This window comes from uncultured Porticoccus sp. (genome assembly GCF_963975625.1).
Taxonomy (GTDB): Bacteria; Pseudomonadota; Gammaproteobacteria; order Pseudomonadales; family Porticoccaceae; genus Porticoccus.
In genome coordinates, this window is record NZ_CAXBHS010000004.1 from 45,972 (window position 1) to 60,092 (window position 14,121).

General features: G+C 51.9%; 14 protein-coding genes. 6 read left to right on the forward strand and 8 right to left on the reverse strand.

Annotated features, from left to right (window positions below; all coding sequences use genetic code 11):
- Positions 1 to 75 precede the first annotated feature (75 nt).
- Positions 76 to 291: a 30S ribosomal protein S21 gene (gene rpsU, locus AACZ64_RS05095; RefSeq protein WP_036859726.1), complete on the reverse strand. Its 216-nt coding sequence runs from the start codon at positions 289 to 291 to the stop codon at positions 76 to 78.
- 195 nt (positions 292 to 486) lie between these two features.
- Between rpsU and tsaD the strand changes: the two genes are divergently transcribed.
- Genes tsaD through folK form a run of 3 tightly spaced genes read left to right on the forward strand, consistent with a single transcriptional unit; the run spans position 487 to position 2,437 of the window.
- Positions 487 to 1,524 carry a tRNA (adenosine(37)-N6)-threonylcarbamoyltransferase complex transferase subunit TsaD gene (gene tsaD / locus AACZ64_RS05100; RefSeq protein WP_036859729.1) on the forward strand — a complete coding sequence of 346 codons (1,038 nt, stop codon included), beginning with the start codon at positions 487 to 489 and terminating at the stop codon, positions 1,522 to 1,524.
- A gap of 5 nt (positions 1,525 to 1,529) precedes the next feature.
- Positions 1,530 to 1,886 (forward strand): dihydroneopterin aldolase, encoded by a 357-nt coding sequence (gene folB / locus AACZ64_RS05105; protein WP_293614166.1) that lies wholly within the window; start codon positions 1,530 to 1,532, stop codon positions 1,884 to 1,886.
- Positions 1,886 to 2,437 carry a 2-amino-4-hydroxy-6-hydroxymethyldihydropteridine diphosphokinase gene (gene folK, locus AACZ64_RS05110; protein WP_293614165.1) on the forward strand — a complete coding sequence of 184 codons (552 nt, stop codon included), beginning with the start codon at positions 1,886 to 1,888 and terminating at the stop codon, positions 2,435 to 2,437. The genes folB and folK overlap by 1 nt, the downstream gene beginning before the upstream one ends.
- A gap of 22 nt (positions 2,438 to 2,459) precedes the next feature.
- Here folK and AACZ64_RS05115 read toward each other — a convergent pair whose 3' ends face one another.
- The 4 genes from AACZ64_RS05115 to AACZ64_RS05130 form a co-directional block, all read right to left on the reverse strand.
- Positions 2,460 to 2,780 (reverse strand): TraR/DksA C4-type zinc finger protein, encoded by a 321-nt coding sequence (locus AACZ64_RS05115; RefSeq protein WP_293614164.1) that lies wholly within the window; start codon positions 2,778 to 2,780, stop codon positions 2,460 to 2,462.
- 81 nt (positions 2,781 to 2,861) lie between these two features.
- Positions 2,862 to 3,260 carry an Hsp20/alpha crystallin family protein gene (locus AACZ64_RS05120; protein ID WP_293614163.1) on the reverse strand — a complete coding sequence of 133 codons (399 nt, stop codon included), beginning with the start codon at positions 3,258 to 3,260 and terminating at the stop codon, positions 2,862 to 2,864.
- 218 nt (positions 3,261 to 3,478) lie between these two features.
- Positions 3,479 to 4,216 carry a pteridine reductase gene (locus tag AACZ64_RS05125; protein ID WP_293614162.1) on the reverse strand — a complete coding sequence of 246 codons (738 nt, stop codon included), beginning with the start codon at positions 4,214 to 4,216 and terminating at the stop codon, positions 3,479 to 3,481.
- Positions 4,213 to 5,442, reverse strand: coding sequence for a multifunctional CCA addition/repair protein (locus AACZ64_RS05130; protein WP_293614161.1), 1,230 nt, complete (start codon positions 5,440 to 5,442; stop codon positions 4,213 to 4,215). Before AACZ64_RS05130 ends, AACZ64_RS05125 begins: the two co-directional genes overlap by 4 nt.
- A gap of 124 nt (positions 5,443 to 5,566) precedes the next feature.
- On the opposite strand from AACZ64_RS05130, the gene AACZ64_RS05135 reads away from it, so the two are divergent.
- A complete protein-coding gene (locus AACZ64_RS05135; RefSeq protein ID WP_036859743.1) occupies positions 5,567 to 6,538 on the forward strand; it encodes a magnesium transporter CorA family protein in 972 nt (323 codons plus the stop codon).
- An 8-nt stretch (positions 6,539 to 6,546) separates the two neighbouring features.
- Positions 6,547 to 7,476 (forward strand): mechanosensitive ion channel domain-containing protein, encoded by a 930-nt coding sequence (locus AACZ64_RS05140; RefSeq protein WP_081890856.1) that lies wholly within the window; start codon positions 6,547 to 6,549, stop codon positions 7,474 to 7,476.
- Here the strand turns inward: AACZ64_RS05140 and AACZ64_RS05145 are convergent.
- Both AACZ64_RS05145 and uvrA read right to left on the reverse strand, forming a co-directional pair.
- Positions 7,473 to 7,655: a hypothetical protein gene (locus AACZ64_RS05145; protein WP_036859744.1), complete on the reverse strand. Its 183-nt coding sequence runs from the start codon at positions 7,653 to 7,655 to the stop codon at positions 7,473 to 7,475. The two genes, AACZ64_RS05140 and AACZ64_RS05145, sit on opposite strands and share 4 nt — an antisense overlap.
- 123 nt (positions 7,656 to 7,778) lie before the next feature.
- Positions 7,779 to 10,604 (reverse strand): excinuclease ABC subunit UvrA, encoded by a 2,826-nt coding sequence (uvrA, locus tag AACZ64_RS05150; protein WP_293614160.1) that lies wholly within the window; start codon positions 10,602 to 10,604, stop codon positions 7,779 to 7,781.
- A gap of 321 nt (positions 10,605 to 10,925) precedes the next feature.
- On the opposite strand from uvrA, the gene AACZ64_RS05155 reads away from it, so the two are divergent.
- Positions 10,926 to 12,689 carry a hypothetical protein gene (locus tag AACZ64_RS05155; RefSeq protein ID WP_272992070.1) on the forward strand — a complete coding sequence of 588 codons (1,764 nt, stop codon included), beginning with the start codon at positions 10,926 to 10,928 and terminating at the stop codon, positions 12,687 to 12,689.
- Here AACZ64_RS05155 and AACZ64_RS05160 read toward each other — a convergent pair.
- Positions 12,660 to 14,114, reverse strand: a complete 1,455-nt coding sequence (locus tag AACZ64_RS05160) for a hypothetical protein (protein ID WP_272992068.1) — start codon at positions 14,112 to 14,114, stop codon at positions 12,660 to 12,662. The two genes, AACZ64_RS05155 and AACZ64_RS05160, sit on opposite strands and share 30 nt — an antisense overlap.
- Positions 14,115 to 14,121 lie beyond the last annotated feature (7 nt).

Here is a 14,121-nt window from a genome sequence, read left to right on the forward strand (position 1 = left end):
TTCCTCAAACGCAAAAAGCGCCGACATTGCGGCGCTTGATGGATAGCTATTCAGTTCTGACTAATCGGAATCAGATCAGTACAGACGCTGGAATTTCTTTGTTTCGCGAGACTGCTTCTTGGCGTGGCGTTTTACTGCGGCAGCTGCCTTGCGCTTGCGCTCCCAAGTGGGCTTTTCAAAAAATTCACGGCGGCGCACTTCTGCCAGCACACCGGCTTTTTCACATGAGCGTTTGAAGCGGCGCAGAGCCACATCAAAGGGTTCGTTTTCTTTAATTCGAACGAAGGGCATGTAACCTCTATCCTGTTCTGTTCATTGGTCGTGTTGTACCCGATAAAAAGGTGCAACGTTCAAGGGCGCGTATTCTATACACTTCCCGCAATGGTTGCAAAACTTTATCTGGCCGCTGGTCGGATGGGCTAACTGCATGAATTGGCGACTTTTTTGGCGTATGATTGCGCGTTTCCGAACAGGGGATAAGCGGCGGTGCGAGTACTGGGAATAGAAACATCCTGTGATGAGACCGGTGTGGCTGTTTACGACAGTGAACGCGGCCTGCTGACCCACGTTCTGTACAGTCAGGTGGCCGTTCACGCAGAGTATGGCGGTGTCGTTCCCGAACTGGCTTCTCGAGACCATGTGCGAAAGCTGTTGCCGTTGATCAGACAGGTGATGGCTGAATCCAACCTGTCGGCCAACGACATCGACGGTGTAGCCTACACGGCTGGCCCCGGACTGATCGGCGCCCTGATGGTGGGTGCCAGTCTGGGACGTGCGCTGGCGTATGCCTGGCAGATACCAGCCATCGGTGTGCATCACATGGAAGGCCATTTGCTGGCCCCGATGCTGGAAGCAGATCCTCCCGACTTTCCTTTCGTGGCATTGCTGGTGTCCGGTGGCCATACTCAATTGATCGAGGTGCAGGCTATTGGTCAGTACCGGATTCTCGGCGAGTCTGTGGATGATGCAGCGGGTGAAGCCTTTGACAAAGCAGCGAAAATGCTCGACCTGGACTACCCGGGAGGGCCTGAAATCGCCCGGCTTGCCCTGGAGGGTGATGTGACAAGGTTTCACTTTCCCCGCCCCATGACGGATCGCCCCGGGCTGGACTTCAGTTTCTCCGGACTGAAAACCTATACCCTGAACACCATTGCCGAACATAGAGGTGAGGATGTGCTGCCGGATCAGCAGACCATGGCTGATATCGCCTGTGCTTTTCAGGAGGCGGTGGTGGATACACTGGCGATCAAATGCCGCAGAGCGTTGGAGCAGACCGGTTTGACCACACTGGTGATTGCCGGGGGTGTCTCGGCCAATAGCCGTTTGCGCGAAAAACTGGGTGCCAGTCTTGCCAGGGTCAATGGCCGGGTTTTCTACGCTCGCCACGAATTTTGCACCGATAACGGTGCCATGATTGCCTATGCCGGGTGTTGTCGGCTGATGGCGGGGCAACAGGAGGACCTGGCTATTCGCGCGTTGCCGCGCTGGCCAATGGATACGCTGCCCGCGCTGGCTGTGGAGTGATATCGATGGATATTGTCTATATTCGGAACCTGTGCATTGCCACCATTATCGGCGTTTATGACTGGGAGCGGCAGGTGCGCCAGATCGTCAGCCTTGATCTGGAGATGGGCGCGGATATCAGCAGAGCGGCCGATACCGACGACATTCAGTACGCCCTTGATTACAAGGCCGTGGCAGACCGGCTGACTGCGTTTATCGGCGGCAGCGAATTTCTGCTGCTGGAAACCATGGCGGAGCAGGTGGCGACGATTGTGCGGACGGAGTTTTCGGTGCCCTGGCTGCGTTTGCGTATCGGCAAGCCAGGCGCCATTGCCGAGGCAGATGACGTGGGTGTTTTGATTGAGCGGGGTGCACGTCACTGATGCCGGCACAGGTCTATCTCAGTCTTGGCAGTAATATTGATCGGGACCACTACATTGTGGCTGCGCTGGATGCCCTGGCGGATCAGTTTGGCGAGCTGGAGATCTCTTCTGTCTATGAAAGTGAGTCCGTGGGCTTTGTCGGTGATAATTTTTACAATCTGGTGGTGGGGTTCTGCACGGAGCTGTCCGTCGGTGAGCTGTCCGGGTATCTGAAGGCGCTGGAGTATCGCCACGGTCGCCAACCCCATTGTGCACGCTTCAGCAGCCGAACGCTGGATATCGATATCCTGACCTATGCCGATCTCACCGGCAGTGTGGACGGAGTCACACTGCCACGTGGTGAAATTCTGGAAAACGCTTTTGTCCTCTGGCCATTGGCAGAATTGGCCCCCGGTGCCCAGCATCCGTTGCTGGGTACCTGTTATGAAACGCTTTGGCGCAACTATTCTGGCCGGTATGACCAGTGTCGGCAGTCACTCTGGCCCGTATCCTTTTGCTGGCGGGGCGATGAGTTGTCGCGGTTGATGGGTGACGGCGCCGGAGTCTCCTGATTAACGTCGGCGATTTGTCGGATCAGGTAGCACAGGTGATACAACGGCTGGTGTAGGGAACCGCCCGGAGTCGTTCCAGTGAGATTTCCCCGCCGCACTGGCCACAAAGTTTATAGGTGCCGGATTCGATGCGTTCAAGTGCCCGATTGACCAGAGACAGTTCCTGCCGTGCTTCATTGCCGAGGGCTTCAACGACTTCGTCGTTCTCACGCTCCTGAGCCTGTTCTTCCCAATCCCTGGAGTGAACCTGGGAAATATCGGTTTTGAGGTTGGATAAACGGTCTAAGAGCTCCGTCTGACGGGTGTGCAATTGTTGCTTGATGGCTTGAAGTTCAGGGGTCATGGCTGGCCTTGTAAAAAAGTAACCGAACCTTGATTGTCATTGATTGAAGGTTCGGTCACCGGGTTGAAAGTAACGTCTGTTCTATTTGATCTTGATGCGCTTTTGCTCCGGTTCTGCCTTGGCAACTTTCGGTGCAGTCAGTTTCAGTACCCCGTCCTTGAAAGAGGCCTTGATGTCTTCCTCGTGCACATCCCCGCCCAGATCAAAACTGCGCACATATCTGCCATAGCGGCGTTCCTGGCGAATGACCTTGCCCTCTTTTTCTTCCTTTTGTTCCTGGGTAGTTTCTGCCTCCAGACGTAGCACACCGTTTTCCAGGGTGATCTTGATATCCTCTTTTTTGATACCTGGCATTTCTGCCGTGATTTCGTAGTGATCGCTCTTGTCCAGGATATCTACCCGGGGTGAAAAGAATGAGCCGGGTGTATCCACTTCACTGCTGCGTGCCGGTGCCCAGAAGTCGTCAAAAAAACGATCCATGTCGAAGAAACTCCCTCTCGTTCTTGGTATTAGTGACATGAGAAAACCTCCATTAATAATCCGTTTTTTCAGGCTTGAGCAGTGCGTTATGCCTTGCTCAAAAAGCATAGTCCAAATGGCAATTTTTGGACCTCTATTCATTACATTGGGTGCTGTATTCAGGCTTTTCAAGCCAGAGGGCGAGGGTAAATCGATACCGATTTGATCTGTATCAACGATTAGTGGCTGAGGTGGCTGCCACCGTCTACCGCAATGATCTGTCCGGTGATATAGCTGGCGTCAGTGGCCAGAAATAGGGCCATGCCTGCAATATCACGGGGATGGCCGATCCGCCGCAAGGGTACATGCTGAATGACCTGCTGCTTGACGTCTTCGCTCATCTGTTCGTCGTGGTGTGGCCAGAGGATGACCCCGGGGGCAATGCCGTTGACGCGAACCTGAGGAGCTAGCTCTTCGGCCAATGCTTTGGTCATCATGGCATTGCCTGCCTTGGAGATGCAGTAAATGCTGTAACCCGCCAGTGGGCTGCGAGCATAAATATCGGCAATATTGATAATGCTGCCGCTATGTTCGCGGAGTGGTTCGGCGAGATTCTGGCAGAGAAAAAAAGCACCTTTCAGGTTACTGTCTATCAACTGGTTCCACTGCTGTTCCGATGCCTGTTCAAGGGGTGTGGGAAAGAAACTGGAAGCATTATTTATTAGCACGTCCAATCGACCTTGCCAGTTCATCACTTTGGTTGCGAGGTTGCGCACGGCTCCGATGTCATCCAGTGCTGCAGAAAAAACATGGGCTGAGCCCTCTCGCTGGCTGTTTAACTCATGGGCCAGAACACTGGCGTCATCGACTGAGTGGCGACAGTGGAGTGCCACATCAAATCCTGCATGGTGAAAAGTATGGGCGATTTCCGCACCAATACGACGCGCTGCGCCGGTTATCAGGACAACTTGGCTCATTTGTGACACGGCTCCCTAAGATCGTTGAGAATGGCCAGTCGGTGTTGCTCGATAGCTTCTCCGAGCTGTTTACCGCTTAATCCCTGTTGTATAAATTCTCCGGCGCTTACTTCCAGAACCGCATCACAGGCACGGCGTAACCACTCGCCGGGCGTGTAGGGCCGTTGTTCAAATCCCAGCCGACCCCTGGCGTCGGCTTCACAGCATTGAACGAAGCAGCTCAGCTTGACAGGATCGCGCAAAGCGCCAATTTCTTGCAGTAGTCGCAGGGTGGTGGCAGCTTTCAGGTGAGGTGCCTTGTGGCAGTTGAGGTGATGCCGCGTCACGGCCACTGCCAGCTCGCGGAACCGGTTGGGAACCCGCATTCGATCGCAAAGTTGATTGACCAGTTTGACACCGCTGGCTTCGTGACCAATATGGCGGGGCAGCACCTCTGCCGGGGTTATGGCTTTGCCGAGATCATGTACCAGTACGGCGAAGTGGACAACCGGGTCGTTGCTCAATATGGCTGCCTGATCCAGTGCCATCAGGACATGCAGCCCTGTATCAATTTCGGGGTGATAATCCGCCCGCTGCGGTACACCGAACAGGGCGTCAACTTCCGGAAACAGCGCCTTGAGCGCACCGCACTGACGGAGCACGTCAATGTAGGTTCGAGACGATCGCTCAGCCAGTGCGCGCTCCGTTTCCATCCAGACCCGCTCGGCGGAGAGATACTGCAATTCGCCGCTGTGGGTGATGTTCGTCATCAATGTCAGGGTTTCCGGAGCAACGGTAAAACCAAGGTGTGCGTACCGTGCGGCAAAACGCGCTACCCGCAGGACGCGCAGGGGATCTTCCGCAAAGGCTGGCGAGACATGCCGCAACACCCGTTGCTGCAAATCCCGCTGGCCGCCATAGGGGTCAATCAGATTGTCATTGCCATCCATCGCCATGGCATTGATGGTGAGATCCCGGCGGCTGAGGTCTTCTTCCAGAGTAATATCGGGGTCTGTGCAGAACTGAAATCCCTGATAGCCCCTGCCGGATTTTCGCTCGGTGCGGGCGAGGGCGTATTCCTCGTTGCTCTGCGGGTGCAGGAATACCGGGAAATCCTTGCCCACCGGGCGGTAGCCCTGGGCTGTCAGTATTTCCGGTGTACCACCGACCACGACCCAGTCCCTTTCATGAACCGGGTAGCCGAGCAGTTTGTCGCGGACGGCACCGCCGACCAGGTAGACTTCCATAGGTAATTTCCAGTGTGAATGGCTATGTTAACAGTCGTGCCACCTGGCAGGTATCATTGGCTAAAAATTTACAGAATAAAGAATAAGCTGTCATATACTCGGGGAAACCAAGCGGGAGCGGGATATGTTGCGTACCACATTGCTGGATGACAGTGGCCAGCTGCAACAGGGTGGTGTCGAACTGATTGATCAGTGGCGTCAGTCCGACAAAAGTTTTTTATGGCTGGACCTGTACGGTGAAGCCGAGAGCGAAGAAGCAGCCCTGTTTGGCCAGTTTGGCATTCATCCCCTAGCGATTGCGGACGCGAGAAGGCAACGCCATCCGCCCAAGCTGGAGGTGTTTGACGATCACCTGTTCATTATCTTGCAGGGGCTTGATGCGGAGAGTCAGACCCTAGATTTTGGCAGGATACAGATAGCGATGTTTGCCGGGGAGCGGTTCCTGGTGACCCGGCGGGATGGTCTGTCGGTCAGTATCAATCACTGGTGGGGGGCAGACCAGTTGTCCAGAACCATGGCAGCTGGCGGTATCCATCTGGCGCTGGCCGTTTCCAAAACCGTGGCCCAGCGCTATCTCGACCTGCTGTTGGCGTTTGAACCGACCCTGTCGGAGCTCGAGGATGGTCTGCAGGAGCATCCCGACGACCAGACCATGCGTGAGCTGACCACCCATCGCACCCGGCTGCGCAAACTGCGCCGGGTGTTCAGGTATCTGGCGGGCGTCTTTGAGGCGTTGCGCGAGGTGGATACTCCACTGTTCGACGCTGAGTCCCGGGAGTACCGCCATCAGTTGCTGGATGTCTACGAGAAATACGAACGTTTGTTCTCGCTGTCCACCATGTATTACGAGGTGGCCAGTGATCTGGTGGATGGCTACATTTCCCTGACGTCTCACAATCTCAACAGCACAGTACAGATTCTCACGGTGCTCACCGCGATTTTTGTACCGTTGACTTTCCTGGCAGGTATTTACGGTATGAATTTTGAGAACATGCCGGAGCTGGGCACCGAAAATGGTTATTTTGTGTTGCTCGGGGCAATGGCCCTGATCGCCATCGTTCTGCTGGTAGTATTCAAACGCAAACACTGGCTATAGGGGCTGTGATGAAGGCATTAAACGAATGGCTGCAATTCAGGCTGCTGGAAATCGGCGACTACGTGCTCACACTGGCCGATGTGGTTCAGTTTGTCCTTATTATGACCGTGACCCTGGTGATGGCACGTCGTATCAGCCGTGTTCTCACCCGTCTGGTGGGTGCCCGCAGTCGCATTTCTCCCAGCCAGCTGTACACCTTTACCCAGTTGCTCAGCTACATCATCCTGCTGGTAGGTTTTCTGGTGGGCCTGTCCAGCCTCGGTTTCAGTCTTGACAAGATGTTGCTGGTGGCTGGTGCTCTGGGCGTGGGGATTGGTTTTGGCTTGCAGAACATTGCCAACAATTTTATTTCCGGGATCATCATTCTGTTCGAAAAATCCCTGCGGGTCGGTGACTTTGTGGAACTGGAAGCCGACCTCTTCGGCGAAGTCAGACAGATCAATATCCGCAGCACACTGATCCGCACTCTGGACAATGCCGATATTCTGGTGCCGAACTCGGAGTTTATTAATGGACGGGTGAATAACTGGACACTGGAGGACGACGAGCGCCGTTTTAGTATTCCCTTTGGTGTGGCCTACGGCTCAGATACCGACAAGGTTCTGGCGGTGGTGCTGGCGGCCGCAAAGGCTGTGCCACTGACTTACGAAGGTAATAATCGTCAAACTTTTGTAATTATGAAGGGCTTTGGCGACAGCAGTCTGGATTTTTCTCTGTCGGTCTGGGTGAGAGGGGAGATGATCAAGCGGGCCGGGTTTGTCAGGTCAGAATACCTGCTGGCAATTCACCGGGCGCTGGTTGACAACCACATCGAGATACCCTTCCCGCAACGGGACTTGCACCTGCGTTCCTCCTCGGTGCCGCTGGCGGCCAGTGTTCCTGACACTGAGGAGGAATCTCTGCCGACTAACCTGCGCGACAGCGAGTCATCCGCTTAGCGGCACTGCTGTCGTTCATTGTTGGCGACAAAGGCAAAAAAGCGACTCAGCTGCTCTGGCCCCAGGGTGACCGGATGGGCATCACAGCCAAACAGCTTGCGGTTTTTTTGATAGTGACTGGCATACTTTGCCAGTCGAATCCGTGAGCGGAATTGGTAGACAAGTCTTGATGAAAACATGGGTATTCTTCCAGGCTGTATATTTATACAGTATCTTAGCGATGTTCGCTGAAATAACAATACCCCAACAGAAAAAAATGACTGCTAGTGGTGCCTGCACGGGGTTGCCCGATGACAGAAAGCCTAACTGTCCAACAGTTTGCGCAGGAATTGCCCGGTGTGGGATCGATCGATAGTGGCCACCTGTTCCGGTGTACCGGTGGCGATAATCTGGCCGCCTCCCGAGCCACCTTCCGGCCCTAAGTCTACTACCCAATCGGCGGTTTTGATCACATCGAGGTTGTGCTCGATCACCACCACGGTATTGCCGTGGTCCCGCAGCCGGTGCAGTACGGCCAGCAATTGCTGAATATCGTGAAAATGCAGCCCAGTGGTGGGCTCGTCGAGAATATAGAGGGTGTTGCCGGTGTCCCGCTTGGACAGCTCGCGCGATAACTTCACCCGCTGGGCTTCGCCGCCGGACAGGGTGGTGGCTGCCTGTCCCAGCCGGATGTAGGACAGTCCCACGTCGATCAGGGTTTGCAGTTTGCGGGCAATGGCGGGCAGTGCCTCGAAGAAATCCCAGGCATCCTCCACGGTCATGTCCAGCACTTCGTGGATATTTTTGCCTTTGTAGCGAATTTCCAGCGTCTCCCGGTTATAGCGCTGCCCTTTGCAGACATCGCAGGGCACATAGATATCTGGCAGGAAATGCATTTCCACTTTGGTGACACCATCGCCCTGGCAGGCCTCGCAACGACCGCCCTTGACATTGAAACTGAAACGGCCCGGTTTGTAGCCCCGTGAGCGGGCTTCCTGAGTGCCGGCAAACAGCTCCCGGATGGGGGTGAAAATGCCGGTGTAGGTGGCGGGATTGGAGCGAGGGGTGCGGCCAATGGGGCTCTGGTCGATATCCACGCATTTGTCCAGCAGGTCCAGTCCCTCCACGTCCCGATGGGCGGCGGCCTTGAGTGTGGTGGCTTTATTGAGCACCGTGGCGGCGAGGGGGTAGAGGGTGCCGTTGATCAGGGTTGATTTGCCAGAACCAGACACCCCGGTAATGCAGGTAAACAGGCCCAATGGCAGGGACAGATCGACCTGTTGCAGGTTGTTACCGCTCGCTCCCAGCAATCGCAGCTGCTGCCTGCCGGCTTTGGTGCGGTTGGCCGGAACCGCAATCATCTTGCGCCCGGACAGGTAGTCTCCGGTCAGGGAGTTCGGTGCATTGATAATGTCCTCGTAGGTGCCGCGGGCGACAATCTCGCCGCCGTGCACCCCGGCGCCGGGACCGATATCGACAATATAGTCGGCCGCCCGAATCGCCTCTTCGTCGTGTTCGACCACGATCACCGTGTTGCCCAGATCCCGCAGACGGGTAAGTGTGGCCAACAGCCGCTCGTTATCCCGCTGGTGCAGACCGATGGACGGTTCATCGAGAATGTACATGACGCCCACCAGACCGGCACCGATCTGGCTGGCCAGGCGAATCCGTTGTGCTTCCCCGCCGGATAGCGTCTCGGCGCTGCGGTTCAGATTCAGATAATTCAGGCCGACATCCACCAGAAAGCGCAGGCGGTCACGGATTTCCTTGAGAATTTTTTCGGCGATCTGACCACGGCTGCCGGACAGGCTGAGTTGCTCGTAATAGTCCGTCAGTTCGCCCACGGGGATATTGCCCACCTCTGGCAGGGTCTTCTCGTCGATAAACACATGCCGCGCCGATTTGCGCAACCGGGCACCCTTGCATTCGGGGCAGCTTTGGGTGCTCAGGTATTTTGCCAGATCCTCCCGCACCATCTGCGACTCGGTCTCCCGGTAGCGGCGCTCCATATTGGGGACAATACCCTCAAAATGATGGGCACGTTTGAAGACGGTACCTTTGTCATTCACGTAGTTGAAGGTGACGACTTCCTCACCGCTGCCAAACAGCACCACTTGCTGCTGTTGTGGGCTGAGCTGCTCAAAGGGCGTGTTGATATCGAAACCGTAATGGTCAGCCAGCGAGGTCAGCATGTTGAAATAAAACAGGTTTTTGCGGTCCCAGCTGCGAATCGCGCCCTCGGCAATGGACACCTCCGGGTGTTGCACGACCCGGTCGATATCGAAGAATTGTTTGACGCCAAGGCCGTCGCAACCGGGGCAGGCCCCGGCGGGGTTGTTGAAGGAAAACATCCGCGGTTCCAGCTCGTCGATGCTGTAATTGCAGACGGGGCAGGCAAAGCGGGAGGAAAACACCTGTTCCTTGAGCTGCTCACCCTCCATCCCGGTGATGATGGCCAGGCCTTCCGAGAGATTCAGTGCCGTTTCAAATGATTCCGCCAGCCGCAGCTGCAGATCGGGTTTGACCTTGAAGCGGTCAACCACCACCTCGATATCGTGTTTCTTGTTCTTTTCCAGAACCGGTACATCGTCGAGATCCACCACCAGGCCGTCCACCCGCACCCGGATAAATCCCTGGGCCCTGAGGGTTTGAAACACATGAATGTGCTCCCCCTTGCGACCGCGAATAATCGGTGCCAACAGCATCAGGCGGCTCTCGTCGGGCAGGGCGAGCACCTGATCCACCATCTGACTGATGGTCTGCGCCGCCAGCGGTTCGCCGTGTTCGGGACAGCGGGGTTCTCCAACCCGCGCAAAGAGTAGGCGCAGGTAATCGTGGATTTCGGTGATCGTGCCCACGGTGGAACGGGGATTGTGTGAAGTGGACTTCTGTTCGATGGAGATGGCGGGGGAAAGCCCCTCAATGTGCTCGACGTCCGGCTTTTCCATCATCGAGAGGAACTGCCGGGCATACGCCGACAGGGATTCCACATAGCGACGCTGGCCCTCCGCGTAGAGAGTGTCAAAGGCCAGGGATGATTTGCCGGAGCCGGACAGTCCGGTCACCACGATCAGCTTGTCGCGGGGCAGATCGAGATCAACGGCCTTGAGATTGTGGGTTCGTGCGCCACGGATCGAGATGTATTGCATTCAACAGATATCCAGATAGAAAACCGGAAATCATGGTGAACTCGGGGTGGGAAAGCAAGCATTGAGCGTGTTTATTCCCGTGTCAAACTTGTTGACAGCCTAGGGCTGTCATAGCTGACTACCCACTCCATGGATCTGTTCAATGCCCAAGTCAGATTATGATTGCCGATTGGCTGATACCGAGATTTGGATACTCTTTGAGAAGAAGGTCAATAGTTAATGTGTCAGAATCCATGTGAAATCCTGTACTATAGAAAAACTTTTTCAGACACATTAGTTTTTCTCAAGATACTCCATACTTAATCGGCCACAGCTTCTAATATGCAAAACACATTTTCTTATATCACCAAGTGGCTTGTTTCTCTTGGAGGTGAAATAACCCGTGTTACACCATCAGCAACGATAATCTCCGTAGTTGCTTCGCTGGTTGCACAGCTATCACTCCTGACCACATTTCTGCTCCCACTAAAGATATTGATGCTGATTAGTACTCAGCGCCTGCCAGACTTTTTACCCAGCCCAATCCAGGGCATGGGTCTGGAACTGTTAGTTCTGGTGCTCTGCGTTCTGACACTATTCTTTTATTTCCTGCAAATCGCGGCTACTAAAGTAGCTGAAAAAAGTAGCATAAAAGGAGCGCAGGAATTATTAGATAGCTCCAATAAAGTTCTATTGTTTGATAACCAGAAAGAACTAGCTAAAAATGCTTACCAACAGTTTTCAGGGTTACTTTCCTGTCTACTTTTTAGTGTTATCTCACTTACAGTTTTATTCTGGTTTTACCCTGAAATTGCAATCGTTATTCTGGTCTGTACCGTACTGCTGCTCAACTTCCATGCATTTTTTGGTAATTCAGAATATTCCTTCAATAAGCTCAGTCACTTGCAAATCGCATTTAAGATTAATAGTTCTGTAGGTGCGAGTTTTTTTATTGTATTCATTTTTATAGTGATAGATTTTCTCTATCTTTCACCCCCCAACTTTTTGATTGCATTTGTCAGCTTTATTCTTTCCAGACAAATAATAGCCAATCTGGGATCTGTGGTTAGACATATCTATGCACTGACTAAAAATCACGACAAAATCACCGCTCTTTTTTTTCATCATCATGTCCTTGAACCGGGCACTTCAGATACTGACTCTACGTTATGGAAACTTATTGACGAAAAACAATATCAATGGGTTAGCATCTTATTTAAAGAATGTTTAGGTTTTGATGTCAAAGAAATATCAGTATCTTGGCTAGATACTGGTATAAGAAACCTTGCTTTTTTTGAGGTCGACTTGAATAAAGGAGAAAAAAACCTCCTAATTAAAGTTTTCGACAAGGCAGCCCTTCCTCAAGCAACCCACGAGGAAGCTTTATTACAAGATATTTCTTCGCGACAGTTGATATCGCCACCATTGCTTTTAATGGATAGCATTGCTGGCATCAGGTGCCATGTTTATGACTTGACTGATATGCCACCATTAAATCAGCCTGAGCCTTGGGCACGGGAGGTAGAAACTCTTGAACTGTTATTGAGGTTAACACCCAGTGATGCACTTAGACGGCAATATTCCCGTTCTAAAAAGACCCTTGCTGACCGCTTTGGAATCACTCATATCAAGTATCTAAAATTAGCATCATCAAGAAAAGAACAACTTTGTATAGCCCAATTTATTGATGAATTTGATAACTTATCTGCGATATTAAAAAGCTTACCTTTATGGTTTATAAACCCACAGTTCAATCAGATGCTAGCGATCAGATCGCAGGAAGCTGCCCCCATGGTGATCCATTGGGGGAAATGGGAGTTAGAGCCAGTCGGAGCTAATTGGCCAGTTAGCCACGATAAGCTTGAGTTAATTGAAGATTCGATCAAGCAAGCAAGTATGCATCGACCTGAACTTAAATCTTATCCTGCAGACTTATACCAGCTCGCTGCACTTACATATGCACTCGAGCGAGAATTACTCAACTTTCGATTTAACAAAGGATTAAAATTAATTGATGAAATTAACAATATTATGGGAAATCAAAAATTACTTTCCCAAACATTAAATGCTCGTCACTTAACTCATAAAGTTGTTCAGGATAATTGAGCGTAAATATTTTAGCCTAAAATAAATACTCGCCCTGAAAGACGTTCTTCTGTGAGCGTTCTTATTTAAAAATAGCGAACTATCTGGCAATTCAGGTATGCTGGTTTTAAAGGGATTGAGAGGGGGTGGGGCGTGGTAAGCTTGTGGAGTCAATGCTTCCTCCAGCAACTCATCACGGTAGTGCCTTAGAAAATGACCTCTGGCGAGCTTACTTTCAGTAAGCAGTTTTACAGCTGTCAGGCTTTGCAGGTAATCGAGCAAATTGCTCTCCGTGCTCCATATAAATGCAGCTGGATAAACCAAATCAATTCCACTCAGCAAACGCGATTTTGGGTTATTGTACAGAACAACAGGTGTCCCGGATCCCATCGCCTCTATTAAGGTTCTGCCACCAGTAATAGGAAATGAGCTTATATAGATGTCTACTTTTTGCTCATGCAAGGTATCCCAGACACTTTGAACCCAGGGAATATAAACAAACGCACTTTGCTTCAGCCCCAATCGTTGAATGGATCGTCGTATACGACAGCGTGCGAACCAACTCAGTTTCCCGATATGGATATGTCGTCCCTTGGACGAAGACAATAACTTGGGAATAAAATCTATATATGAGATATCGGCATGTTTAATTTCCACTTTGTTTTTACCTGCTGCAGTGCAAGTAACTAAGTGATCACCGGCCAGAAACCCGATAGAGTCAGGTCGTGCGCCCCTATCTTCGGTGACTAAGGGAAAGTAAGTATTTCTGACGATACCTAGTTTATTTCTGCAGTTTTCATATCCGAATGCATGAATATCAATGTGCTCAGCTCCAGTAAGATGAACACCAAGCGATAAATGATGATCTCCATGGTGATAAAAATGTACTTTTGCTTGTTTAGCAACCTGCATTGCAGCGACAGCGACACTGTCTTCATGATGATTGAAAAGGAATATATCCTTTGGATTGGCTGATAATAACCTCCTGCCCAGCCAGTAAAGCCGTTTCTCTAAATTACCCCTTCCACACCATTCAACCATGGCACCCAGTTCGGTCAGTCTCCTACCAGCATGTTCTCTATCCGACCTGGCCGGAACTTCGGTGACTAATACCAGTAGATCATTATTGGGAAGGTGTCTTATAAAATCTTCAATTACTCTAGTATGGCCGCCAGAAACTTGAAGTCGGCTACAAACTATAACCACAGAATGCTGAGTAGTCTTGTTGTGGCTAGGAGAATCAGAATCTTGGATTTTTTTTGCCACATATTTTCCGATTTTCTCGCATAGCAGATCGAGTTCTGGGGAATCATAAATCGCAGCTGTATAGTGATCGTCAGATATAATTTTTAGAACTGACCATTGTATTTTTCGTAACGCCTTATTGATTTTTTCCGCGGCTATGTAACTTGTAATATTTTGAATAGCACTATTATTTATAGCCAAACTTTTG